The organism is Polaromonas sp. P1_F4 (assembly GCF_056405675.1).
On the sequence record NZ_JBFUBP010000003.1, the window covers coordinates 1 to 26,106 of the forward strand.

Sequence of the window (26,106 nt, forward strand, 5' to 3'; positions counted from 1 at the left end):
CTTAGGCTCGCCTTAGGCTCGCTCTCCTCTGATCGCAGGTGCTTCTTCACGGTGTTGCGAGCCAGGCCTGTACGCCTTGAGATCTCGCGGATGGACATCTGATCCCGCAATGCCCAACGTCTGATGACATTCAATGTCGCCACGTCTATCACTCCTAATTTCCCCCTGCTTTTAAAACAAGCAGAGTAGTGCCTACGTGGGTCAGTTTTGGATGGAAATTACTGCGCTAAGTGGATCAGATTTCGACGGAATTCAACAGCTAGCTCTCAGGCCGCGGTAAAAAACGTGTCAATATTGCCAACCGTTGGCGGAACGTGACGAGCGAAGGCGAGCATAAGTCATTGATAAATAACGATTTCTCTCACTCTTAATCCGTAGGTCGACAGTTCGAATCTGTCAGAACCCACCAAGTACATCAAGGACCTGGCCGCAAGGCCAGGTCCTTTTTTGTTGTTCTGCTGACAAACTCCCGAACGCGGGCTTTGCGGGCTCAAGCCGAGTAGCCCAGCAAGGGCAACTCCATCTCCGCCTGCTTCGCCACCCGGATACAGTCTTTCATGTGTTCCTCGCCCAGGTAGCGTATCGCCGCATAGCCGACTGCAGCCGATACGATCTGGCCGGCCAGTGGCACATACTTGGCAAGCTGTTTGGTGGTCAGCCTGACGCCGATCTTGGTCGCAGCCTTGATGACGAGGTCACGGCTGATGAATTTGCCGATGAGCACCGAACCGACCAGCGTGACGGCTTTTTGCACCTGGTCGCGCTTTCTGGGCTCCAGCTTGTCAAGTTGCTGCGGCGTGAGACCGAACTCCCTGTTGATTTCCGGGATGAGCCGGGACAGCATCGCCGCATCCACCGCCCAGTCCAGCCCGGGCACCGGCACGGCGCTGGCTGCGGCCGCCACCATGGCACGCTTGTTCAGCAGCTTGCGGCTGCGTTTGACGGCGGCTTCAAGTGCCGCGTCGTCCGCGGCCATGTGCAAGGCTGAAGGCATTTAATCGGGCCCTTTCAATGGGTGACGCTGGTGGCGCGGTGCCGCCAAGGCCTTTCGCCACTTTACACCGCTGCCGTCTCGATCTGTTCGGTCAGCTCAAGCCACCGTTCTTCCAGCATGTCTATTTCGCCCTCGATGGCCTTGAGGCGCTTGCCGGTCTGGGCGATCTCTGCGGGCGCAGTGGTGGTGGTCAGCAAGCCCTGCAGGCTGTCGCGTTCCGCGGCCAGCGCTTTCATGCGAAGGTCGATTTTCTCGATTTCCTTGCGCAGCGGTTTGGTGGCTTCGGCCTGTTGCTGGCGGCGCTGTGCATCAAGCTTGCGCTGTTCGGGCGTGTCTTTCGGGATCGGTTTTTTGCTGTCGGTCTGAACCGCCATTGCGGCTGTAGTCGCAGGTGATGCCACCGCAGGGGTGGCCGTATTGCCGGCTTTTTTGGCTTCCTCTCGCTGGCGTTTGGCGTGGTCCAGCAGGTACTTCTGGTAGTCGTCCAGGTCGCCGTCAAAAGGGGCAACACCGCCTTGGGACACCATCCAGAATTCATCGCAGACGGCGCGCAGCAGTGCGCGGTCGTGGCTCACCAGCATGACGGTGCCTTCAAACTCATTGAGCGCCATCGACAATGCTTCACGCGTTGCCAGATCCAGGTGGTTGGTCGGCTCATCAAGCAGCAGCAGGTTGGGGCGCTGCCAGACGATCATGCACAACACCAGGCGTGCTTTTTCACCGCCGCTCATACTGCCCACGGCCTGTTTGACCATGTCGCCGCCGAAATTGAAATTGCCCAGGAAGCTGCGCAAATCCTGTTCACGCGTCGGCTGGTTACCCATCTTGCCAGCAGCGGTAACTTCCTTGACCAGGCGGATCATGTGCTCAAGCGGGTTGTCGGCCGGGCGCAGCACGTCCAGTTCCTGTTGCGCAAAGTAGCCGATGTTCAGGCCCTTGCCCTCAATCATCTCGCCGCTGATGGGCGCGAGTGCCCGGGCCACAGTTTTTACCAACGTGGACTTGCCCTGGCCGTTGGCACCCAGGATGCCGATGCGCTGTCCGGCCAGCACCGACTTGCTGACGTTTTGCACGATGACCGTGGGCGGCGTACCTTCCGGGGCGTCTTCAAGCGGTGGGTAGCCGAAATAGGCGTTCTGCATCGACAGCATGGGATTGGGCAGGTTGGCCGGCTCCTTGAACTCGAAAGTGAAGTCGGCTTCAGCCAGCAGCGGCGCGATCTTCTCCATCCGGTCCAGTGCCTTGACGCGGCTTTGCGCCTGTTTGGCCTTGCTGGCTTTGGCCTTGAAGCGGGCGATGAACTTCTGCAGGTGGGCAATCTTGTCCTGCTGTTTGGAAAACGCAGTCTGTTGCAGCGCCATCTGCTCGGAACGCAAATCTTCGAACTTGCTGTAATTGCCGCCGTAGCGAGTGAGTTTTGCGCTTTCGATATGCACCGTCACGTCGGTCACGGCGTCGAGAAATTCGCGGTCATGGCTGATGACCAGCATGGTGCCCTGGTAGCGCTTGAGCCAGGCTTCCAGCCAGACCAGCGCGTCCAGGTCCAAATGGTTGGTGGGCTCGTCCAGCAGCAACAGGTCAGACGGGCACATCAGCGCGCGCGCCAGCTGCAGTCGCATGCGCCAGCCGCCGGAAAAGCTGTTGACCGGGTTGTCCAGTTCGCTGACCTTGAAGCCCAGGCCCAGGATCAGCGCTTGGGCGCGCGCCTGCGAGTCGTGCGCGCCGGAGTCGTACAGCTCCATGTAGGCGTGCGCCATGCGGTCGCCGTCACCGCTTTCTTCGGCGGCCGCCACCTCGGCTTGTGCGGCCATCAGCACCACGTCGCCTTCGATCACGTAGTCGGTGGCGCTTTGCTCGGTTTCGGGCATGTCCTGCGCAACCTGCGCCATGCGCCACTGCGTCGGAATCGAAAACTCGCCGCCGTCTTCATGCAGCGTTCCGTTGAGCATCGCGAACAAAGAGGATTTGCCCGCCCCGTTGCGCCCCACCAGGCCAACGTTTTCGCCAGGGTTGAGGGTGACGGACGCGCCATCCAGAATCACTTTGGCGCCGCGGCGCAGCACGACGTTTTTAAGGGTAATCATTTAATAAAAAGCTTCAGGAAAAGTATTCGGGGTGGCGGGGCGTCGCACACGCTTGCCAAGCAAGCGCTGCGCCAGTCATCCAGGCCGGGGCTGAGCGTCAGCCTGGCCTTCAGGCCAGTTGTTCGCGCGTCAGCAGCAAGACCTGGTCGGCGCCCGAGCTGGTTTCGAACCACAGCGGTTCAAGCGTCGGGAAAGCACGCTCGAAATTCTCGCGCTCATTGCCGATTTCCAGCACCAACACAGCATTTTCGCTCATATGGCGGGCCGCGTCCTGCAGAAGGCCGCGAATGAAGTCCATACCGTCCGTGCCGCCCAGCGTGTTTCCGTCCAGCGCCATCGCCGGTTCAGCCCGGAATTCCGCGGGAAGGGCTGCCATGCTGGCAGCGTTCACATAGGGCGGGTTGCACAAAACCAGGTCATACAGGCCCGCGCAGGCAGCCATGCCGTCAGATTCGATCAGCGTGATGCGGCCGTCCAGATGATGACGGTCCACATTGATACGGGCCACCTCCAGAGCGCCCAGGCTGATGTCGGCGGCGTCCACCACCACATCAGGGTAGGTCATGGCCGCCAGCACCGCGAGGCTGCCGTTGCCGGTGCAGAGGTCAAGCACGCGGTGGGTGTGTTCGCCCAGCCAGGGGTCTATGCTGGCGTCGGCCAGCAGCTCAGCAATGAGAGAGCGTGGAATGATCACACGCTCATCGACATAAAAGGGCACGCCCATCAGCCAGGCTTCGTTCGTCAGGTAAGCCGCCGGCTTGCGGGTGCTGATGCGTGCTTCCAAAAGCATAGCTGCTTGCGCCCGTTCCTCTTGGGTTACAGGCCGATTCTCTACAGAATCCAGGTCGTCCACCGGCAAGCCCAGCTTCCACAGCACCAGCCAGGCGGCCTCGTCGAACGCGTTGATGGTGCCTTGCCCGAATCCGTCCGAAAAGTGCAGGCCGGCGGCTTCCAGCCTGGCGGCCATTTGCTCGACCAGCGCCAGCACCGTCTGTGGTGCAGCAGGAGATTCCCGGTTCGTCATGCTGCCGCCAGCCGTTCCAGAACACCCTTGTAGATGTTTTTGAGCGGATCGAGCGAGCTCACCAGGACATGCTCGTTGATCTTGTGGATCGAAGCGTTGAGGGGACCGAATTCAATGACTTGCGGGCAGATTTTGGCGATAAAGCGGCCGTCACTCGTGCCGCCTGTGGTCGAAAGTTCGGTTTTCAGACCGGTTTCAGCCTGGATCGCGCCACGCACCGCATCCACCAGCGTGCCCGGAGTGGTCAGGAAGGGGAGACCGCCCAAGGTCCATTTCAGGTCGTACTCCAGCTGGTGCCGGCTGAGCACGGCCTGCAGGCGCTGCTGCAGGCTCTCCGGCGTGGATTCGGTGCAGAAGCGGAAATTGAAGTCCACCACCAGTTCGCCCGGAATGACGTTGGACGCGCCGGTGCCACCGTGGATGTTGGAGACCTGCCAGCTCGTGGCCGGGAAAAAGGCATTGCCTTTGTCCCATTCGGTAGACACCAGCTCGGCCAGCGCGGGGGCAAACAGGTGGATCGGGTTTTTGGCCAGGTGCGGGTAGGCAATATGGCCCTGCACGCCCTTGACGGTGAGCTTGCCGCTCATGGTGCCGCGGCGGCCGTTCTTGATCATGTCGCCCAGGCGCTCGACCGAGGTGGGTTCGCCCACGATGCAATAGTCCAGCGTTTCGCCGCGCGCTTTCAGCTGCTCGCAGACCATGACCGTGCCGTCCACGGCCGGGCCTTCCTCGTCGCTGGTGATCAGGAATGCGATTGACAAGGCTGGATCCGGGTGGGCGGCCAGGAATTCCTCGACGGCGACCACCATGGCCGCAATTGACGTCTTCATGTCGGCGGCGCCACGGCCATACATTTTTCCGTCACGATGGCTGGGGGTGAACGGGTGGCTGTGCCACTGGTCAAGCGGGCCGGTGGGCACCACGTCGGTGTGGCCGGCAAATACCAAGGTTTTGACCAGTGTTTTGGCAGGCGTGGCGTCAGCGCGATTTGCTATTAATTCAGGAGCTGCTTGCGCCCGTGCTGATTGGCCTGCAGGCCTAAAATTCTTAAATTTCCCCTCGCGTTTGGCCCACAGGTTGGTCACGCGGAAGTCGGCGGGGCCGCTGACGATGGTTTCACATTGAAAACCCAGCGGCGCCAGCCGCGCGATCAGCATGGCCTGGCAGTCGGCGTCGTCAGGCGTGACGGAGGGGCGGGAAATGAGCTGTTCGGCCAGATGCAGGGTTCGGGACATGTCGTTTAGGGCCTGTTAACACCGGCCCGAAAACGAGCACGGCCGTGTTTTTAGTGTTTCACGTCCAGCGTGATTTCCGTAAAGGACGGTTCGTCATCCGGATCCTCTTCGGGCTCCAGCGTCTTGGCCTTGATGGCGAAGTCATTTTCCAGCCGCCACATCAGGTTGGTTGGCGAGTCGGCGTAGAGAACGCCTTCCTTGCGTGTCACGGTGCCGGCCACGATCAGCTTGGCGATGTCCTGCTCGAACGTCTGCGAGCCTTCGGCCATGGATTTTTCCATCGCTTCCTTGACGCCTGAAAAATCGCCTTTTTCGATCAGCTCGGAGATCAGCTTGGTGTTGAGCATGACCTCCACCGCCGGCGTGCGTCCGCCGTCCTGGGTGCGCAGCAGGCGCTGCGACACGATGGCCTTGAGCGCGGCACCCAGGTCGCCCAGCATGGTGCTGCGCACTTCCACCGGGTAAAAGCTCAGGATCCGGTTCAGCGCCTGGTAGCTGTTGTTGGCGTGCATGGTCGCCAGGCACAAATGGCCCGACTGCGCATAGGCAATGGCCGCCGACATGGTTTCGCGGTCGCGGATTTCGCCGATCAGGATGACGTCAGGCGCCTGTCGCAACGCATTTTTCAGCGCCACTTGCAGCGATTGTGTATCGCTGCCGACCTCCCGCTGGTTCACAACAGACTTCTTGTTGGTGAACAAAAACTCGACCGGGTCCTCGATTGTGAGGATGTGGCCCAGCGTTGTCTCGTTGCGCAAATCGATCATGGAGGCCAGTGTGGTGCTCTTGCCGGCGCCGGTGGAGCCCACCATCAGCAGCAGGCCGCGCTTTTCCATGATCAGGTCAGCCAGGATCGGCGGCACGTTCAGGCTTTCCAGTGGCGGGATATCGCTGGGGATATAGCGGATCACGGCTGCGTAGGTGCTGCGCTGCTTGAATCCGCTGATACGGAAATTGCCCAGACCGGCAATTGGCAGCGCCATGTTGAGCTCACCCATTTCCTCCATCTCTTCGATGCGCTCGGGCGGCAGCACTTCAGCCAGCAGGTTGCGCGGCGCCTCCGGCGGCAGGATTTGGGCGTTGATCGGGATAGCCTGGCCATTGATCTTGATCAGGGCGGGCGAATGGGCCGACAGGTAGACGTCAGACGCCTTCTTGTCCACCATCAAACGCAGGATTCTTTCCATCGTGCTCATAGTCCACCCTCTTGATTGAAATGAAATACAACGTTGGCCACCCGGCTTACGGTTCCTCGCCAGCAGGGGCCGCGGAACCGGCTTTGCCGGGCCGCAGGCGCAGCGGCCCCCTCGGGGGGCAGCGCACTACGCGAAGCGAGAAGCGTGGGGGCCATGTCTAGTCGCGGAGTAAATCGTTCAGGCTGGTGGTGGAACGGGTTTTTGCGTCCACGCGCTTGACGATCACCGCGCAGTACATGCTGTACTTGCCGCCGGCCTTTGGCAGGTTACCCGACACCACGACGGAGCCTGCAGGAATACGGCCGTAGGTGACGGTGTCGGCTTCGCGGTCGTAAATCGGCGTGCTCTGGCCGATGTAGACACCCATAGAGATCACCGAATTTTCTTCGACGATCACGCCTTCGACCACTTCAGAGCGTGCGCCGATAAAGCAGTTGTCTTCAATGATGGTGGGGTTGGCCTGCAAAGGCTCCAGCACGCCGCCCAGACCGACGCCGCCGGAGAGGTGCACATTGTTGCCGACCTGCGCGCAGCTGCCCACGGTGGCCCAGGTGTCCACCATGGTGCCTTCGCCTACCCAGGCGCCGATGTTGACGTAGCTGGGCATCAGGATCGCGCCCTTGGCGATGAAGCTGCCGCGGCGGGCCACGGCGGGGGGCACCACGCGCACACCGGTTTCGCGCATTTCGGCTTCGCTCAGGTGTGCAAATTTGGTTTTGACCTTGTCGAAAAAGCCGAGGTCGCCGGCGCGCATGAGTTCGTTGTCTTTCAGGCGAAAGCTCAGTAGCACGGCTTTCTTGATCCACTGGTGCGTCGTCCACACACCCACGCTTTCGCGGGTGGCCACGCGCAGCGAGCCATTGTTCAGCTGGGAAATCGTTTGCTCCACTGCCTCCAGGATGTCCTTGGGCGCCGACTTGGGCGACAGGTTGGCGCGGTCTTCCCAGGCGGCGTCAATGGTTTGCTGGAGCGCTTGCAGGTTGGCTTGAGTCATGAGAATGGTTTTTCAGTGAACTTTGGATTGGATGAACTGGACGATGCGCTCTGCGGCCTCCACGCATTCGGCGGTTTCTGCCACCAGCGCCATGCGAATTCTGCCGGCGCCGGGGTTGTGCCCCTGCGCATCGCGTGCCAGGTAACTGCCCGGCAACACCACGACATTGTAAAGAGCGAGCAGCTCGCGCGAAAACGCGGTGTCCGAGCCCCTGAATGCCTCGGGGATTCCGGCCCACAGGTAAAAGCCTGCATCGGGCAGGGCGACGTCCATCACCGCCGACAGCATGGGCGTGACTTTGGAAAATTTTTCGCGGTACATGGCGCGGTTGTCCACCACATGCTGCTCGTCGTTCCAGGCAGCGATGCTGGCCGCTTGCACGATGGGGCTCATCGCACTGCCGTGGTAGGTGCGGTAGAGCAAAAAGGGCTTGATCAGTGCAGCATCGCCCGCCACAAAGCCGCTGCGCAGGCCGGGCACATTGCTGCGCTTGGACAGGCTGGTGAGCGAAATCAGGTTTTTGAAGTCATGGCGGCCCAGCTCTGCGGCTGCTTGCAGCCCGCCCAGAGGCGCCTCATCACGGAAGTAAATCTCGCTGTAGCACTCGTCGGAGGCAACCACAAAGCCGTAGCGGTCGCTGAGCTCAAACAGCAGCTTCCATTCGGCCAGCGACATCACCGAGCCGGTAGGGTTGCCGGGGGAGCAGACAAACACCAGCTGGGTCTTGGCCCACACGTCGGCCGGCACGGCCGCCCAGTCGATACCAAAGTTGCGCGCCGGGTCGCTGGGCGCAAACCAGGTCTGGGCGCCCGCCAGCAGGGCTGCGCCTTCATAAATTTGATAGAACGGATTCGGGCAGACCACGGTTGCGCCCGGTTTGCTGGCGTCCAGCACGGTTTGCGCCAGCGAAAACAGCGCCTCGCGCGAGCCGTTGACCGGCAGGATTTGCGTGGCCGGGTCCAGTTTCAGGTTGTAGCGGCGGGCCAGCCAGTCGGTCATGGCCTGGCGCAGCTTTGGCTCCCCCAGCGTGCCGGGGTAACTGGCCAGGCCGCCCAGGCTGGCTGTCAGCGCATCCTTGATGAGTTGGGGCGTGGCATGGCGGGGCTCGCCTATGCCAAGGCTGATGGGTTTATAGGCCGGGTTGGGGGTGACATCGGCGTGCAACTGGCGCAGCCGTTCAAACGGGTAGGGCTGGAGGCGTGAAAGCAGGGGATTCATGCCCTGATTATCCAGCCTCGCCTTGCTGACCCGCTGCTGGTCTGGGTTGCGGCATGTCACGCCCTGGTCTGATCGCTATCAAATTAATAGCTGCTCGCGCCCGTTCTTATTGGGCTCCGGGCCAATTCAATCTAAATTTCCCAGGTACCCAGCCATTTTCAGGCCGCGCAGGGCCGGGCGTCACCCTGACAGACCGCCGCCGCGCGAAGCAAAGTGTTTCACGCCGGGCCCGTCAAGGGCCTTTTTCCCGGCAAAATCCCACTCCCGCTCGGGTAACATGGCGGACCGTGTGCTACTGAAAGTGGTACACGATGTGTGTCAGCGTTTTTCCATAAAATGCCATAAAAATCAACGAGTTAGGGTTGTAATTCCCTACCTCTGGCTCAAAAAAACAGGGACAGCCGTGCGTCTCAATTCGATCAAGCTATCTGGTTTCAAATCATTCGCAGAGCCCACCAATTTCGTACTGCCGGGCCAACTGGTCGGTGTGGTGGGCCCCAACGGTTGCGGCAAGTCCAACATCATGGACGCGGTGCGCTGGGTGCTGGGCGAGAGCAAGGCCTCCGAGCTGCGCGGTGAGTCCATGCAGGACGTCATCTTCAACGGCACCACCACACGCAAGCCCGCCAGCCGCTCCAGCGTGGAACTGGTCTTTGACAACGCAGACCACCGTGCCGGCGGCCAGTGGGGCCAGTTTGTCGAAATCGCCGTCAAGCGCGTGCTGACGCGAGACGGCACCTCCAGCTACTACATCAACAACCAGCCGGTGCGCCGCCGCGACGTGCAGGACGTGTTCCTTGGCACCGGCCTGGGCCCGCGTGCCTACGCCATCATCGGCCAGGGCACCATCAGCCGCATCATCGAATCCAAGCCCGAAGAGCTGCGCCTTTTCCTCGAAGAAGCCGCCGGTGTTTCCAAGTACAAAGAGCGCCGCCGCGAGACCGCCAACCGGCTCTCGGACACCCGCGAAAACCTGACCCGCGTCGAAGACATTCTGCGCGAGCTGAACGCCAATCTGGACCGGCTCGAAAAGCAGGCCGAGGTCGCGATGCGCTACAACGCGCTGAATGCCGACGCCAGCCTGAAGCAGCACCAGCTGTGGTTCCTCAAACGCGCCGAAAGCGAAGCCGACCAGTCCAAGGTCAAGGCCGACGCCGAAAAGGCCGTGAATGACCTGGAAAGCCGCGTGGCCGACCTGCGCCACATCGAGGCCGACCTCGAAACCATTCGCCAGGCTCACTATTCGGCCGGCGACCAGGTCAACCAGGCCCAGGGCAAGCTGTACGAGGCCAGCGCCGAAGTCGGCCGCCTGGAAGCCGAGATCCGCTTTGTGGTCGACGGCCGCCAGCGCGTTGAGCAACGCCTGGCCCAGTTGAAAGAACAAACTGCCCAGTGGGCCACGCGCAAGGAAGACGCCGCCGTCGAGACGGAAAACCTCGCCGCGCAAGCCATTGAGGCCGAAGAAAAAGCCGAGCTGCTGGCCGCGCAGACCGAGGAGCACCAGACGCAGTTGCCCGCCCTGGAAGACGCCTTGCGCCAGGCCCAGGCCAAAGCCAACGAGCAGCGCGCAAGCGTCGGCCAGGTGCAACAGCAAATCCAGGTGCTGGCTGCCGACCAACGCAACATTGAAGAGCAGTCGCGCACGCTGAACCTGCGCCTGGAAAAGCTCACCGCCGACCGCAACGCACTCAACGCGCCCGACGAAGCCCGTCTGGCCAACCTGAACACGCAGTTCAGCGCCGCACAGGAAGCTCAGGCTGAAGCCGAGGCCCGCCTGCACGAGCTGACCGATAGCGTGCCGCAGCTCGACGAAGAACGCCGCACGCTGCAGCAGACCGTCAACACCGAATCCGCCAAACGGGCCGACCTGTCGGCGCGCATGGAAGCGCTCAAGGCCCTGCAGGAAAAGGTCAAAACCGACGGCAAGCTCAAGCCCTGGCTGGCCAAGCACGGCCTCGATGGCCTGCAAGGCCTCTGGAGCCGCATCCACATCGAACAGGGTTGGGAAAACGCGCTTGAAGCCGCGCTGCGCGAGCGCCTGGGCGCACTCGAAGTCAGCCGGCTCGACATGGTGCGCGGCTTTGCCGGTACCGACGGGCGCGATACACCGCCCGCCAAGCTCTCGTTTTACTCACCGCCCAGTGCTGCTGCGCCTGCGCGTGTCAATGCGGCGATCAGCCTCAAGCCGCTGACGGAACTGCTACGCCTGAACGACGCTGGCCAGTCTGCGTTACTGGGTGACTGGTTGCAGGGTTGCTACACGGCGCAAAGCCTGGACGACGCCCTGGCCGCACGCGACAAGCTGCAGGCCGGCGAAGTGATTTATGTGCAGAGCGGCCATGCCGTCACGCACCACAGCGTGAGCTTTTACGCCCAGGATTCCGAACAGGCCGGCTTGCTGGCCCGCGCCCAGGAGATCGAAAACCTCGACAAGCAGCTCAAGGCCCAGGCGCTGATCAGCGAAGAGGCCCGCTCCGCGCTGATCCGCGCCGAAGCCGCCTATGCCGACGCCGCCCAGCGCCTGGCCACGGCACGCCGCGAAACCGCCGAAGGCCAGAGCCGCACCCATGAGCTGCAGGTCGAAGTGCTGCGCCTGACGCAACTGGCCGAGCAGACCCGCGCACGCAGCGAGCAGATTCAGGCTGACATGGCCGAAATCGAAGCGCAGCTTGGCGAGTTGCAGGAGCGCAAGGTCACTGCAGAGGGCCGCTTTGAAGAACTCGATATGCAATTGGCCGACAGCCAGGAACGCCATGCGCAGCTGGATGACCGAGTGATCGAAACCGAGCGCAAGCTGGGCGAATCACGTGAGCAGCAGCGCACGCTGGAACGCCAGGCGCAGGAAGCCGCATTTGCGCTGCGCAGCCTGGCCTCCCGCCGCGAAGAGCTAACCCGCTCCATTGACATTGCCGCCCAGCAGGCCAGCTCCATCGCGAGCGAGGAAGCGCAAGCCCGCGAAGAGCTCACGCGCCTGACAGACGCCGCCGCGCAGGCCGGCCTGCAAAGCGCACTGAGCGTGAAGCTTGAGCGTGAAGCCGACCTGGGCGCCAAGCGCAGCCAGTACGACGACCTGACCAGCAAGCTGCGCGCCAGCGATGAGCGGCGCCTGCAGCTCGAGCGCGAGCTGGACCCGCTGCGTCAGCGCATCACCGAGTTCCAGCTGAAAGAGCAGGCCGCCCGCCTGGGCTTTGAGCAATACGCGCAGTTGCTGGCCGACGCGCAGGCCGACCTGGCTGCGGTGGAGCAATCCATCCAGTCCGGCAATGTGCGCCTGACCGGCCTGCAAGGCGAAATTGACCGCATCAACCGCGAAATCCAGTCGCTGGGCGCCGTCAATCTGGCTGCGCTGGACGAGCTGAGCACCGCGCGCGAACGCAAGCAATTCCTGGATGCGCAGTCTGCCGACTTGAACGAGGCCATGACCACGCTGGAAGACGCGATCAAGAAGATCGACATCGAAACGCGCGACCTGCTCTCAAGCACCTTCGAGACGGTGAACGGCCATTTTGGCCGCATGTTCCCCGAACTCTTCGGCGGCGGCAATGCCAAGCTCATGATGACGGGCGAGGAAATCCTCGACGCCGGCGTGCAGGTGATCGCCCAGCCGCCCGGCAAGAAAAACCAGACCATTCACCTGCTCTCAGGCGGTGAAAAAGCGCTCACGGCCATCGCGCTGGTGTTTGCGATCTTCCAGCTCAACCCCGCACCTTTCTGTTTGCTCGATGAGGTCGACGCGCCGCTGGACGACGCCAACACCGAGCGCTACGCCAAGCTGGTGCGATCCATGAGCAAGGAAACGCAGTTCCTCTTCATCAGCCACAACAAGATCGCCATGGAAATGGCCGAGCAGTTGATCGGCGTGACCATGCAGGAGCAGGGCGTTTCACGCATCGTGGCGGTGGACATGGAAGCTGCCATCGGTTTCGCAGAAGCAGCCTGACCCCAAAATGAGCACTTTGCAGATCAGTCTGGCGGTGGTGGGCGGGCTGGTGCTGGCCGGTGTGGTGGCACACAGCGCCTGGTCGTCGCGCAGGAACCTGCCCAAGCAGGCAACCCCGGAAGCCCCCGCTCCCGAGCAAGAGCTTGCACCCGCACAAAATGGCGAAGATGCCGCGGCTGAACGGCTGGAACCCAGCTTTGACGTGGATTCTGGCCTGGCATCGCTGGCATCGCTCGCCACGATGAATGCATCCGACAGAAAACCGGGTCTTGACGTGCTGATTGATGCCGTTGCGCCCGTGGTGATCGAGGGCATGGTGTCGGGCGAAGCCGCGCTTGCCGCCATGCCCAGCACGCGCCGGGCCGGCAGCAAGCCTTTCGGCGTGGAAGGCCTGAGCATCATTACCGGCGAATGGGAATTTCCCACAGCAGGGCATCGTTACAGCGCCTTTCAGTGCGGCGTGCAGCTGGCCAACCGCACCGGTGCGCTCAACCAGATTGAATACTCTGAATTCGTGATGAAGGCGCAGGCGTTTGCCGATGCGGTGGGCGGCGAGCCGGAGTTTCCGGAAATGCTGGACGAGGTGGCGCGAGCCCGCGAACTCGACCAGTTTGCCAGCGGCCATGACGCACAATTGAGCTTTACCCTGCGCGCCGTCAACACGGCCTGGAGTCCGGGTTATGTCCACCAAAGTGCGGCGCGGCTGGGTTTCGTTCCAGGTTCCATTCCCGGACGCATGGTGTTGCCGGCGAGCCAGCAGGGGCAAGCCCCCATCCTGGGGCTGGCTTTCGACACACAGGCTGCCATGGCAGAGGACCCGGAGCAGACGGCGTTGCGTGAACTGACGCTGTCGCTCGACGTTCCACAGGTTTCCCGGTCCGAGCAGCCCTTTGCACGCATGTGCGAAGCCGCACTGTCCCTGGCTGCCAACATGGACGGCGTGATCATCGACGACAACGGCAACCTGATCCGGCCCGAAGCAATGGAAGTCATCCATGCAGACCTGGAACAGCTTTACGACACGCTGGACAGCCGCGATTTGTCGGCGGGCTCGGTGCTGGGGCGCCGGCTTTTCTCTTGATTTCCCCGGGCTTTTCGCCCGTTTCCGATCTTTTTCATGGCCACCAAAGACCTGTTTGCGCAGCCCGAACCCTCGCCGCAGTCGGCCTCCGCCGCGGAGCGCGTCGCTGCGTTGCGCGCAGAGCTGCATCTGCACGCGCACCGCTACTACGTGCTCGATGAGCCCACGATTCCCGATGCCGAGTACGACAAGCTGTTCAAAGAGTTGCAGGCGCTTGAGGCGGCTCATCCGGAACTGCTGACACCCGATTCACCGACCCAGCGCGTGGGCGGCAAGCCGCTAGACCAATTCGCCAGTGTGCGCCACAAGGTGCCCATGCTCAGCATTCGCACTGAAACCGACACCGAAGCTACAGGCGCCCAGAATTTCGATACCCGCGTGCGCAAGGAGTTGGGTCTGGCGGAATCCGATCCGCCTGTCGAATATGTCGCGGAACTCAAGTTCGATGGCCTGGCGATGAGCCTGCGTTATGAAAACGGTATCCTGGTGCAGGCCGCCACGCGCGGTGACGGTGAAGTCGGCGAGGACGTAACGCAGAACATCCGGACCATCAACCAGATTCCGCTTCGATTGCCTGCCGACGCTCCGCCGGTCATGGAAGTGCGTGGCGAGGTTTATATGCGCCGCGCTGACTTCGAAGCGCTCAACGAGAAGCAGCGCGAGAAGATCGCGCAAGGCGCCAAGGGCGAAAAAACCTTCGTCAATCCGCGCAACGCCGCGGCTGGCGGCGTGCGCCAGCTGGATCCAGCGTTGGCCGCGCGGCGGCGCTTGAGTTTTTTTGCTTACGGTTTGGGGGATATCTCTCCGCCGGAAGAGGGCGGTCCGGCGTTCGAAACCCATTTTCAGCTCCTGCTAACACTCAAATCATGGGGTTTTCCGGTCGCAGCCCAGACGCAACTCGCGCAAGGCGCTCCTGAATTAATAGCATTCCACCAGGCCATGGGCAAGCAGCGCGACAGCCTGCCTTATGACATCGACGGCGTGGTCTACAAGGTCAACAGCCTGGCGCTGCAGAAAAAAATGGGCTTTGTCACGCGCGAGCCGCGCTGGGCCGTGGCGCACAAATACCCGGCGCAGGAGCAGCTCACCACCGTGCTGGCCATTGAGGTGCAGGTGGGCCGCACCGGCAAGCTGACGCCGGTTGCCAAGCTGGCACCGGTATTTGTGGGCGGTGTCACCGTGACCAACGCCACGCTGCATAACGAAGACGAAGCACGCCGCAAGGACGTGCGGGTGGGAGACACCGTGATCGTGCGCCGCGCGGGTGACGTGATACCCGAAGTCGTCAGCGTGCTGCTCGACAAACGGGTGCAGGATGCGCCGCAATTCACGATGCCGCGCAAATGCCCCGTCTGCGGCTCCGACGCCGTGCGAGAAGAAGATGAGGCCGATTACCGGTGCACCGGCGGACTTTTCTGCGGTGCCCAGCGCAAGGAAGCCATCCTGCATTACGCACACCGGCGCGCCGTCGAAGTCGAAGGCCTGGGTGACAAGTTGGTCGAGCAGCTGGTGGATGCCAACGTGATCCGTACCTTGCCCGATCTCTACAAGCTGGGCCTGACGGCGCTCGCCAGCCTGGACCGCATGGCGGAGAAGTCTGCCAACAATCTGCTGGAGGCTCTTGAAAAGTCCAAGAAGACAACTTTGCCACGCTTTTTGTTCGGCCTTGGCATACGCCACGTCGGCGAGGCGACGGCCAAGGAACTGGCTCGCCACTTCGGCAAGCTGGACGCCATCATGGACGCCACTGAAGAGCAACTGCTGGAAGTCAGCGATGTGGGCCCCATCGTCGCGCAGAGCATTCGCACCTTCTTTGAGCAGGCGCACAACCGCGAAGTGGTCGAGCAACTGCGCGCCTGTGGCGTGACCTGGGAGGAGGGTGAACCAGCTGCCAGGGCGCCGCAGCCGTTGTCGGGCAAGACTTTTGTCATCACCGGCACATTGCCCACTTTGAGCCGCGACGAGGCCAAAGACAGGGTGGAGGCTGCGGGCGGCAAGGTGGCTGGTTCGGTCAGCAAGAAGACCGACTACGTAGTGGCGGGCGAGGAGGCCGGCAGCAAGCTGGTCAAAGCCCAAACACTGGGTGTTCCGGTCATCGACGAAGCGGCCTTGCTGGCCTTGCTGGCTGGCCCACCCGGATAGTTTCAGGCTCACGGGAGGCAACACACCCATGCAGGCATTCGAAAACCTCAACTCTGCGGATCTTCTGGACTCGCTCCTGAGCCTGTCTTCGGCGTTCGTCTTTGGCGCCTTGATCGGTTTCGAGCGCCAGTACCGGCAGCGCACCGCAGGACTTCGCACCAACGTATTGGTGGCCGTGGGCTCCGCGATTTTTGTCGACATGGCGAACCGGCTGACCGGCTCGTCGGGCGCCGTGCACGTCGTGGCCTATGTGGTGTCCGGCATAGGCTTTCTGGGTGCCGGCGTGATCATGCGAGAGGAAGGCAATGTGCGCGGGCTCAACACGGCCGCCACCTTGTGGTGCTCGGGCGCTGTGGGCGCCTGCGCGGGCGCCGACCTGGTGGTGCAGGCAGGCATTGCCACGCTGTTCGTGCTGGCGGCCAATACCTTGCTGAGGCCCATCGTCAACCAGATCAACCGCTTGCCACTGGACGTGCAGTCGGCCGAGGTAACCAACTCGGTCTATGTGGTCACGAGCGGGGAGCATCAGAAAGAGGTGCTGGGTGCCCTGGAGAAATCGCTGGAGGAGCTGCACTATCCGACCAACGATCTCAAAGTGTCCGTCTTTGGCGAGGAAAGCGTGAAGATCCAGGCGACGCTGGTCGCCATTGCGGTGGACGGCCCCGCGATGGACCGCCTTGTCAGGCAGCTCGGTGAGTTGCCTGCGGTCAGCCAGGCTTACTGGAGCGCCAGCACCACGGAATAGTGCGTCAAGGAAGCGCCTTACATGGCGTTACCGGGGTTTGCACGCCGGACGTCACGCCAGGCGGCTACGCCAGACGTTGAAAAGACCTGTACACACAGGAGTTTTTCATGGATTACAAACGTTTCTCTGCCCTGGCAGGGGCCGCCGGCCTGGCTGTTTTGCTGTCTGGCTGCGTGGTGGCACCGATTGCCCCGCGTCCGGTGGCTGTTTACCCGGCCCGCCCTGTCTACGTGGAGCCAGCCCCCGTGGTGGTGGTTCCCGCGCCCGGCTATTACCGGGGTTGGGGCTATCGGCATTGGCGCTAAAACTTCCCCGATAAGGCCCTGCGCCACGATAATTGGCGCATGACCATTCGCGAAATCCTCAAAATGGGCGACCCGCGGCTGCTGCGCGTGGCTCAGCCCGTGACCGCCTTCGACACCGACGAGCTGCACCTGCTCATTGCTGACATGTTCGATACCATGCGCGCTGTCAACGGTGCCGGCCTGGCAGCCCCCCAGATTGGGGTCGACCTGCAGTTGGTCATTTTTGGGACTGACACGGTCAACCCACGCTATCCCGATGCACCGGTAGTGCCCCGCACCGTCTTGCTGAATCCCTTGATCACGCCCCTGGGGCCTGAAGAAGAGGGCGGCTGGGAAGGCTGCCTTTCCGTACCTGGTCTGCGCGGCCTTGTGCCGCGCCTTTCACGAATTCGTTACAGCGGCTTTGACCAGTACGGTGATGCGATTGAGCGTTCGGTGGACGGTTTTCACGCGCGAGTGGTGCAGCATGAGTGCGATCACCTGATTGGCAAGCTTTATCCCATGCGCATCCGCGACTTCAGCCAGTTTGGCTTTACCGAGGTGCTTTTCCCCGGACTGGACGCGTCGGACGACGACTGACCGAGGGAACCTCGAAGGGTACACTGAAGCTGATCGAGGGCTATTTCGCCCCGCCAGAGCGTGTTGTACGCAAGGAAAGCTTCCGGATGTCGCACGCTCCCGTCTCGGGAGCAGTTTCCATCATCGGAGCTGCTTCGCCACCTCCCTACCAGCTGAAATTTGAAACCGTGAGCGGCAGCGGCGACGACCTGCAACTGCGCTCCTTGCTGGACCGCCAGCAATTCCATGATCCCCTCGGCGAGGCTGAACGCGAAGGCATTTCCTCGTCGGCTTGGCCGATATTCGGTTTGCTCTGGCCCTCGGGCCGTGTGCTGGCCCATGCCATGCTGACCTTTGAGCTGGAAGGCAAGCGCATTCTGGAGCTCGGTTGCGGCCTGGCGCTAGCCAGCCTTGTTGTGCATCGCCGTGGTGGCGACATCACGGCGAGCGACTGTCATCCGCTGGCGGCGCAATTTCTGCTGGAAAACCTCAAGCTCAACCATTTACCCGCGATGAAATACCAGACGGGCAACTGGTCGCGCGCGAACCCGCTGCTGGAACGCTTTGACCTGATCATCGGCAGCGACGTGCTGTACGACCGTGGCCAGCCGGAGGTGTTGTCGCAGTTCATCGAGCTGCATGCGCTGCCGCACACCGAGGTGCTGATTGTCGATCCGGATCGCGGTAACCGGGCCAGCTTCAATCGCAAAATGGATGCACTGGGTTATTCGCGTACCGAGACGCGCGTGACCGAATTGCCTGCCGGCGGCAGCTACAAGGGGCGTCTGTTGCAATACCTGCGGAAACCAGTCGCCTGAAGCTTCAGGTATTGAGCGCTTCCAGGAGCTCCGTCTCGATCGCGATCTGTGCCTTGTTGTGCTGCAGCTCCGGTCCATCGATCAAAAATGTATCTTCCACGCGCTCGCCCAGGGTGCTGACCTTGGCGAGCTGCAGGTTGATGCGGTGGCGGGCCAGCACCCGTGCGATACGGTAGAGCAGCCCGACCCGGTCGCTGGCCGATACGCTGAGCAGCCAGCGCTGGGCTTTTTCATCGGGCCGCAGATCCACACGCGGTGCGATCGGGAAACTCTTGACCCGGCGCGACACACGGCCTTTACTCGGAGGCGGCAGAGGTCCGGGGTTCTCGATGGTGCGATCCAGTTCGGCCTCCACCATGGCCGCCAGTTCGCGGTAGTGGTCGGCCAGTGTGGGGCTGACCACCTGGAAGGTGTCCAGCGCATAACCATTTTTCGCCGTGTGGATCTTGGCGTCCAGGATGCTGAAGCCGGCTTCGTCAAAGTAGCCGCAGATGCGCGCAAACAGGTCGGGCGCGTCGGGCGTGTAAACCAGCACCTGCATGCCTTCACCCGCCGACGAACGACGCGCGCGGACGATCGCCTTGGCCTTGCCCACGTGTCGCGAGAGCTGGCGTGCATGCCAGGCGATGTCGGAGGCCTCATGGCGCATGAAATAGCTGACATCCAGCGTATCCCACAGTGCCTTGTGTGCCTCGAAAGGTTCGGCGTGCAGGGCCAGCGTGGTCAGGGCTTCGCGCTTGCGGGCCTCCACTTCCGCATCCGCATCGGGCGCGCGGCCACCCAGCACGCGCAGCGTGTAGCGGTACAGGTCTTCCAGCAGCTTGCCTTTCCAGGCGTTCCAGACCTTGGGGCTGGTGCCGCGGATGTCGGCCACCGTCAGCAGGTAGAGCGCTGTAAGGTAGCGCTCGTTGCCCACGCGTTTGGCGAATGCTGCAATCACTTCGGGGTTGCTCAGATCTTCCTTCTGGGCGATGCGGCTCATGCTCAGATGTTCGCCCACCAGGAATTCGATGAGTTTGGAGTCTTCGGCGCCAATACCATGCTGGCGGCAAAAAACGCGCACGTCCTTGCAGCCCAGCTCGGAGTGGTCGCCGCCGCGGCCCTTGGCAATGTCGTGGAACAGCGCGGCGATGTAAAGAATCCAGGGCTTGTCCCAGCCAGCCGCGAGCTGCGAGCACATCGGGTATTCGTGCGAGTGCTCGGCCATGAAAAAACGCCGCACGTTGCGCAGCACCATCAGGATGTGCTGGTCCACCGTGTAGACGTGGAACAGGTCGTGCTGCATCTGCCCGACGATCTTGCGGAAGATCCAGAGGTAACGGCCCAGCACCGAAGTCTGGTTCATCAGCCGCATGGCATGGGTGATGCCCTCGGGCTGCTGCAGGATGCGCCGGAAGGTGTCGCGGTTGACCGGGTCGCTGCGAAACTTGCTGTTCATCAGTCCGCGGGCGTTGTACAGCGCGCGTAGGGTACGCGCAGACAGGCCCTTGATGCCCACGGTAGTCTCGAACACCAAAAATGTTTCGAGGATGGCATGCGGCTCGCGTGCGTACAAGTCATCGCTGGCCACTTCCAGCATGCCGGCCTTGTCAAAAAATCGTTCGTTGATGGGCCGTAGCGGGTAGGTGTTGGGATTGAGCCGTTCTTCGATATTGAGCAGCAGGATCTGGTTGAGCTGGGTCACGGCCTTGGCAGCCCAGTAGTAGCGCTTCATTACCGCCTCGCTGGCGCGGCGTGGCACCTTGCTGCCATCGTCGGCCTCGGCCGAATAGCCGAAGGACTCGGCCACGGCGGTCTGCAGGTCAAACACCAGGCGGTCTTCACGCCGGCCGGCAATCAGGTGCAGGCGCGCGCGTATCAAGCTCAGCAAGGCTTCATTGGCCTTGATCTGCCGCACTTCAAAGGCCGTAGCCAGGCCGTTGCGGGCCAGGTCGTCCCAGGACTTGCCCAGGCCGGCGGCGCGCGCCACCCACAAAATCACCTGCAGGTCGCGCAGTCCACCCGGGGATTCCTTGCAGTTGGGCTCGAGCGAGTAGGGCGTATTTTCGAATTTGTTGTGGCGCTGCCGCAGCTCCAGCGTCTTGGCCACGTAAAAGGCCTGCGGGTCCAGCACGACGGCCAGCCGGTTTTGCAGCTGCAGGAAGTTCTTTTTGGACCCGGCGACCAGGCGGGCTTCAAGCAGCGAGGTCTGCACCGTGACGTCCTTGGCCGCTTCTTCGACACAGCCGGAAATCGTCCGTACGCTGGAGCCAATTTCCAGGCCTACGTCCCAGCAGGCGCCGATGAAGCTCTCCACCTTGGCCTTGAGGGCCGGGTCGCCATCGATGTTGGCGCTGTCCGGCAACAGCAGCAGCACGTCTACATCCGAATGGGGAAACAGCTCGCCGCGGCCGAACCCTCCTGCCGCGACCAGGCAGGCTGAAGTCGGGAAGCCAGCGCGCTGCCAGAGCAGCTGCAGGGTCGCGTCGGCATGGCGGGCGAATTTTTGCAGCAGGCTGTGAATGCCGCGGGACGAGGCGCCGCTGGCGGCCAGCGTGGCGAGAAGGGCGGCTTTGCCCGCTTTGTATTGCTCGCGGACCGGGGCCAGCTCGATCATCACGGCGCTCGCAGGGTCAGAAAGTGCGCGGGGCGCCACTGTGCGCCTGGCTCAGGCACTGACAGCGGCTTGGGCAGGGCTGCTTTGCGGGACAAATGCCGGGATGGGCGGGCTGCCGGCGGACAGGGTCAGTACCTCATAGCCGGTTTCAGTGACCAAAATGGTGTGTTCCCACTGGGCGGACAAGGAATGGTCGCGCGTCACGATGCTCCAGCCGTCTTTCTCGGGGCCGTCCTTGATGTCACGCTTGCCGGCATTGATCATGGGTTCGATGGTGAAGGTCATGCCCGGTGTGAGCTCTTCGAGCGTACCGGGACGGCCGTAGTGCAGTACTTGCGGTTCTTCGTGGAATTTCTGGCCAATTCCATGGCCGCAAAACTCGCGAACCACGGAAAACCCCTGTTTTTCGGCAAAAGTCTGGATCGCAAAGCCGATATCGCCCAGCCTGACCCCAGGCTTGACGCGCATGATGCCTTGCCACATGGCTTCATAGGTCACATGGCACAGCCGCTTGGCTGCAATGGAAGCTTCGCCAACCAGGTACATGCGGCTGTTGTCGCCGTGCCAGCCGTCCTTGGTGATGACGGTCACGTCAATATTGACAATGTCGCCTTTTTTCAACGGTTTGTCGTTAGGAATGCCATGGCAGACCTGGTGGTTGATGGAGGTGCAAAGCGACTTGGGATAAGGCACATAACCGGGAGGGCCGTAGCCCAGGGTGGCCGGAATGGTGCCCTGGACCTGGGTCATGTAGTCATGGGCCAGCCGGTCTATTTCATTGGTGGTGACACCCGGTTTGACGAAAGGGGTGAGGTAATCCAGCACCTCGGAAGCAAGCCTTCCCGCCAGGCGCATGCCTTCAATTCCTGCGGCATCTTTGTAAGTAATACTCATGGCCCTGATTATCCCACCGCTCCCGGGCACATGCATTTTCAGCATGGGACCAAGGGGCTTTGGTTCTGAACCGAATGTGGCCCGAAAGGATCGCAAAAGTGCCCGGGCGCACCGGCAGCAAACCGGGGAAGGCCTTCAGTCGCTGATAAAATTACGGGTTAACGCTAGCCCGTTAAACCCAACAGCCATGCGCTGCCCACCTCCCATTACAAGGCCACCGCTACCGTGACCCTGCACCTGACGACTTTTGAGGGCGAACCCCACGGGATCAGCGCCCTCAGCGACTTCCGCGTCCAGCAACTCCTTCCCCGCCTGCAAGCCATCCACGACAAGATCGTGGGCATCAGCGCCCGGTTTGTGCACCTGGTGGCGACTGAATCACCCCCCTCAGATGCCGCCCGGACCCAGCTCGCAGCGTTGCTGACCTACGGTGAGCCTTGTGCGGTGATTGCCGGCAAGGCCGACGACGCCCTGGTTTTCATCGTTTCTCCGCGCTTCGGCACGGTTTCGCCCTGGGCTTCAAAAGCCACCGACATCGCCCACAACTGCGGCCTGGCCGTCAAGCGCGTTGAGCGCATCACCGAGTACCGCGTTACGCTGAAATCGGGCTTTTTCAGCAAAACTGCCCTGACCGACACCCAGCGCGAGCAGGTAGCGGGCCTGCTGCATGACCGCATGACGGAAAGCGTGATGTTCGACCGCGCGCAGGCCGCCGGCCTCTTCACCGAATTGCAAGGCGCGCCCCTGCAGACCATTGACGTGCTGGCAGGCGGCAAGGCCGCGCTGGAAAAGGCCAATGCCGAGTTCGGCCTGGCACTGGCGGCCGATGAAATCGACTACCTGGTCAATGCCTTCTCTCAGCTCAAACGCAACCCGACCGATGTCGAGCTGATGATGTTCGCCCAGGCCAACAGCGAACATTGCCGCCACAAGATATTCAACGCCGACTTCACGATTGACGGCGTTGCGCAGGAGAAAAGCCTGTTCGGCATGATCCGCAACACCGAAAAGCTGCATCCCCAACACACGGTGGTGGCTTATTCGGACAACGCTTCGGTCATGGAAGGCTATAAAACACAGCGGTTTTATGCCAAAAACAGTGCCGTATCGACCTCCAGCCCAGCAGAGACGGGCGCAAGCAGCTATCAAACTTATAGCGCCACGGATGACGTGTTGATGCATGTGCTGATGAAAGTCGAGACGCACAACCATCCCACGGCTATTTCCCCTTTCCCGGGCGCCTCGACCGGTGCGGGCGGAGAGATCCGCGACGAGGGCGCGACCGGCCGTGGCTCCAAGCCCAAGGCGGGTCTGACAGGCTTCACTGTGTCCAGGCTGTTTGACGACGCCGCCACGTCCTATGGCAAGCCAGAACACATCGCCAGCCCGCTGCAGATCATGACCGAAGGCCCGTTGGGCGGCGCGGCGTTTAACAATGAGTTCGGGCGGCCCAACCTCAACGGCTATTTCCGCGAATATGAGCAAACCGTGGGCGGCCAGCGCTGGGGTTATCACAAGCCCATCATGATCGCGGGCGGCGTCGGCACGATTGACGCGGCGCTGACCAGGAAGATTCTGTTCCCGGCCGGCACGCTGCTGATCCAGCTGGGCGGCCCCGGCATGCGCATCGGCATGGGCGGCAGCGCGGCAAGTTCCATGGCTTCGGGCGCCAATGCGGCGCAGCTCGACTTTGATTCGGTGCAGCGCGGCAACCCTGAGATTGAGCGCCGGGCCCAGGAAGTCATCAACCAGTGCGCCCAGCTGGGTGCGGCCAATCCGATCCTGGCCATCCACGACGTGGGCGCCGGCGGCTTGTCCAATGCCTTTCCTGAGTTGGTGAATGACGCCGGGCGAGGTGCGAAGTTTGATTTGCGTGCCGTGCCACTGGAAGAAAGCGGCCTTTCGCCCAAGGAAATCTGGAGCAATGAAAGCCAGGAGCGTTATGTGATGGCGGTTGCGCCTGAGTCACTGCCGCAGTTCCAGTCCTTCTGCGAGCGTGAGCGTTGCCCGTTTGCGGTGATTGGCGTTGCGACGGAAGAAAAGCAACTGGTGCTGTCCGACAAAGACGCGGCCCCGCCGGTGGATATGCCGATGAATGTGTTGCTCGGCAAGCCGCCCAAAATGCACCGTGACGTCAAATCCGTCAAACACACAATCAAACCTATCAACCTGACCGGTGTGGACCTGCAGAAGAGCGCTATTGCCGTTCTCAGCCACCCGACGGTCGCCTCCAAGCGCTTCCTGATCACCATTGGCGACCGCACCGTGAGCGGCCTCACGCACCGTGACCAGATGGTCGGCCCCTGGCAGGTGCCGGTGGCTGATTGCGCCGTCACGCTGGCCGACTACAGCGGTTTTGCCGGCGAGGCCATGAGCATGGGCGAACGCACGCCGCTGGCCACCGTCAACGCCGCCGCCTCCGGCCGCATGGCGGTCGCCGAGGCCATCACCAACCTGCTGGCGGCACCGATTGAGCTGCCGCGCGTCAAGCTCTCGGCCAACTGGATGGCCGCATGCGGCGAACCCGGCCAGGACGCAGCGCTGTACGAAACCGTCAAAGCCGTGGGCATGGAGCTTTGCCCGGCGCTGGGCGTGTCGATTCCCGTTGGCAAGGATTCCTTGTCCATGCGCACCGTGTGGAGCGACGGCGCTGACAGCAAGAAGGTGACCTCGCCTGTGTCGCTGATCGTGAGCGCGTTCGCCACGCTGCCCGACGTCCGCGGCACGCTGACGCCGCAATTGAATCGCGATGAAGCCGACAGCACACTGATCCTGATCGACCTGGGCAAGGGCCAGAACCGCATGGGCGGCTCCATCCTCGCGCAAACGCTGGACAAGGAAGAGGGCGACGTGCCCGACCTGGACGATCCGAAAGACCTGGTCAACCTCGTCAATGCGATCAATGCGCTGCGCAGGGAAGGCCGGCTCATGGCCTACCACGACCGCAGCGACGGCGGCCTGTTCGCCGCGGTCTGCGAGATGGGTTTTGCCGGCAACGTCGGCGTGTCGCTCAACATCGACATGCTGCTGGTCGAAGGCGACGGCATTTCCGACAGCCGCATGGACACCGGCGACAGCAAGAACTGGGCAAGCCAGGTCGGTGCGCGCCGCGAAGAGCTCACGCTCAAGGCTTTGTTCAACGAAGAGCTGGGCACTGTCATCCAGGTGGCGACGTCCGCGCGCAACGAGGTCATGCAGACCCTGCGCGAACATGGCCTTTCCAAATTCAGCCATTTCATCGGCAAGACCCGCCCACAGCATGCCTCGCTCGAAGTCGGCAAAGGTGAGATCCAGGTCTGGCGCGACACCAAGGCCGTGTTCTCGGCCAAACTGCAAGACCTGCATCAGGTCTGGGATGCCGTCAGCTGGAAGATCTGCCAGCAGCGCGACAACCCTGATTGCGCCAATACCGAACATGCGGCTACCGGCAACCCCGCCGACCCAGGCCTGCATGTGCAACTGACGTTTGATCCAGTCAAAGTGCTGTCGGCGCCCGCGCTCAACCTGTCGGCGCGGCCACGCGTGGCGGTGCTGCGCGAGCAGGGCGTCAATTCGCATGTGGAAATGGCTTACGTCTTCACCGAAGCCGGCTTTGAAGCCTGCGACGTGCACATGACCGACCTTCAAACCGGCCGCGCCAGGCTGGCCGACTTCAAGGGCATCGTGGCTTGTGGCGGTTTCAGCTACGGCGACACCCTGGGCGCCGGCATCGGCTGGGCGCGTTCCGTGACCTTCAACCCGGTGCTATCCGACGAGTTCAAGGCGTTCTTTGCGCGCCAGGACACCTTTGGTTTGGGTGTGTGCAACGGCTGCCAGATGTTTGCCGAGCTGGCCGACATCATCCCGGGCGCCGAGGCCTGGCCGCGCTTTACCACCAACCGCAGCGAGCGCTTTGAAGCACGCCTGAGCATGGTCGAGGTGCTGGAGTCCCCCAGCATCTTCCTGCAGGGCATGGCCGGCAGCCGCCTGCCAATCGCCGTCGCGCATGGCGAGGGCTATGCCAATTTCGCCTTCCGGGGCGATGCGTCCAAGGCGATTGCGGCAATGCGTTTCACCGACAACGACGGCAAGCCGACGGAAGCCTATCCGGCCAACCCCAATGGCAGCGCCGGCGGCCTCACCGCCGTGACCACGGCTGACGGCCGCTTCACGGCCATGATGCCGCACCCCGAGCGCGTGTTCCGCAACATCCAGAAGAGCTGGACTTCAGGCAATAGCAGCGAGCACAGTCCGTGGATGAGCCTCTGGCACAACGCGCGCAAGTGGGTGGGGTGAGTCTTTG

18 protein-coding genes are annotated in these 26,106 nt (G+C 62.2%); 8 read left to right on the plus strand and 10 right to left on the minus strand.

Features of this window, described 5'->3' with window-relative positions; all coding sequences use genetic code 11:
- The 8 genes from AC1DYQ_RS07570 to dapC all read right to left on the minus strand — a co-directional run.
- A partial coding sequence (locus tag AC1DYQ_RS07570; RefSeq protein WP_477686614.1) for a winged helix-turn-helix transcriptional regulator occupies positions 1 to 152 on the minus strand: 152 nt, incomplete at its 3' end.
- A 338-nt stretch (positions 153 to 490) separates the two neighbouring features.
- Positions 491 to 994 (minus strand): hypothetical protein, encoded by a 504-nt coding sequence (locus AC1DYQ_RS07575; protein WP_477686283.1) that lies wholly within the window; start codon positions 992 to 994, stop codon positions 491 to 493.
- A gap of 62 nt (positions 995 to 1,056) precedes the next feature.
- The gene (locus AC1DYQ_RS07580) at positions 1,057 to 3,078 is read right to left on the minus strand and encodes an ATP-binding cassette domain-containing protein (RefSeq protein WP_477686284.1); all 2,022 of its coding nucleotides are present in this window, start codon (positions 3,076 to 3,078) and stop codon (positions 1,057 to 1,059) included.
- A 109-nt stretch (positions 3,079 to 3,187) separates the two neighbouring features.
- On the minus strand, positions 3,188 to 4,102 hold the full coding sequence (gene prmB / locus AC1DYQ_RS07585; protein ID WP_477686285.1) for a 50S ribosomal protein L3 N(5)-glutamine methyltransferase: 915 nt from the start codon (positions 4,100 to 4,102) through the stop codon (positions 3,188 to 3,190).
- Positions 4,099 to 5,337 carry a succinyl-diaminopimelate desuccinylase gene (gene dapE, locus AC1DYQ_RS07590; protein ID WP_477686286.1) on the minus strand — a complete coding sequence of 413 codons (1,239 nt, stop codon included), beginning with the start codon at positions 5,335 to 5,337 and terminating at the stop codon, positions 4,099 to 4,101. Before dapE ends, prmB begins: the two co-directional genes overlap by 4 nt.
- Before the next feature lie 50 nt (positions 5,338 to 5,387).
- The gene (locus AC1DYQ_RS07595; protein WP_477648390.1) at positions 5,388 to 6,533 is read right to left on the minus strand and encodes a PilT/PilU family type 4a pilus ATPase; all 1,146 of its coding nucleotides are present in this window, start codon (positions 6,531 to 6,533) and stop codon (positions 5,388 to 5,390) included.
- Positions 6,534 to 6,690: 157 nt separating this feature from the next.
- Entirely contained in the window at positions 6,691 to 7,527 is an 837-nt protein-coding gene (gene dapD, locus AC1DYQ_RS07600; RefSeq protein ID WP_457280835.1) for a 2,3,4,5-tetrahydropyridine-2,6-dicarboxylate N-succinyltransferase, read from the minus strand.
- Between the two features lie 12 nt (positions 7,528 to 7,539).
- Complete coding sequence (dapC, locus tag AC1DYQ_RS07605; RefSeq protein ID WP_477686287.1) at positions 7,540 to 8,745, minus strand: succinyldiaminopimelate transaminase; 1,206 nt, start codon at positions 8,743 to 8,745, stop codon at positions 7,540 to 7,542.
- Between the two features lie 403 nt (positions 8,746 to 9,148).
- Between dapC and smc the strand changes: the two genes are divergently transcribed.
- From smc to AC1DYQ_RS07640, 7 genes are all read left to right on the plus strand, one after another.
- A complete protein-coding gene (smc, locus tag AC1DYQ_RS07610) occupies positions 9,149 to 12,685 on the plus strand; it encodes a chromosome segregation protein SMC (protein ID WP_477686288.1) in 3,537 nt (1,178 codons plus the stop codon).
- 7 nt (positions 12,686 to 12,692) lie between these two features.
- A complete protein-coding gene (locus AC1DYQ_RS07615; RefSeq protein ID WP_477686289.1) occupies positions 12,693 to 13,766 on the plus strand; it encodes a cell division protein ZipA C-terminal FtsZ-binding domain-containing protein in 1,074 nt (357 codons plus the stop codon).
- A 36-nt stretch (positions 13,767 to 13,802) separates the two neighbouring features.
- Positions 13,803 to 15,908, plus strand: coding sequence for an NAD-dependent DNA ligase LigA (gene ligA / locus AC1DYQ_RS07620; protein ID WP_477686290.1), 2,106 nt, complete (start codon positions 13,803 to 13,805; stop codon positions 15,906 to 15,908).
- Between the two features lie 28 nt (positions 15,909 to 15,936).
- A complete protein-coding gene (locus AC1DYQ_RS07625; RefSeq protein WP_477686291.1) occupies positions 15,937 to 16,653 on the plus strand; it encodes an MgtC/SapB family protein in 717 nt (238 codons plus the stop codon).
- Between the two features lie 107 nt (positions 16,654 to 16,760).
- Entirely contained in the window at positions 16,761 to 16,958 is a 198-nt protein-coding gene (locus tag AC1DYQ_RS07630; protein WP_477686292.1) for a hypothetical protein, read from the plus strand.
- Positions 16,959 to 16,997: 39 nt separating this feature from the next.
- Positions 16,998 to 17,537, plus strand: a complete 540-nt coding sequence (gene def, locus AC1DYQ_RS07635; RefSeq protein WP_457280842.1) for a peptide deformylase — start codon at positions 16,998 to 17,000, stop codon at positions 17,535 to 17,537.
- 86 nt (positions 17,538 to 17,623) lie between these two features.
- Positions 17,624 to 18,334, plus strand: a complete 711-nt coding sequence (locus AC1DYQ_RS07640) for a class I SAM-dependent methyltransferase (RefSeq protein ID WP_477686293.1) — start codon at positions 17,624 to 17,626, stop codon at positions 18,332 to 18,334.
- A 4-nt stretch (positions 18,335 to 18,338) separates the two neighbouring features.
- Here AC1DYQ_RS07640 and AC1DYQ_RS07645 read toward each other — a convergent pair whose 3' ends face one another.
- Positions 18,339 to 20,930: a [protein-PII] uridylyltransferase gene (locus AC1DYQ_RS07645; RefSeq protein WP_477686294.1), complete on the minus strand. Its 2,592-nt coding sequence runs from the start codon at positions 20,928 to 20,930 to the stop codon at positions 18,339 to 18,341.
- A gap of 51 nt (positions 20,931 to 20,981) precedes the next feature.
- The gene (gene map / locus AC1DYQ_RS07650) at positions 20,982 to 21,824 is read right to left on the minus strand and encodes a type I methionyl aminopeptidase (RefSeq protein ID WP_457280845.1); all 843 of its coding nucleotides are present in this window, start codon (positions 21,822 to 21,824) and stop codon (positions 20,982 to 20,984) included.
- 225 nt (positions 21,825 to 22,049) lie between these two features.
- Between map and purL the strand changes: the two genes are divergently transcribed.
- Positions 22,050 to 26,099 carry a phosphoribosylformylglycinamidine synthase gene (gene purL, locus AC1DYQ_RS07655; protein WP_477686295.1) on the plus strand — a complete coding sequence of 1,350 codons (4,050 nt, stop codon included), beginning with the start codon at positions 22,050 to 22,052 and terminating at the stop codon, positions 26,097 to 26,099.
- Positions 26,100 to 26,106: the final 7 nt, after the last annotated feature.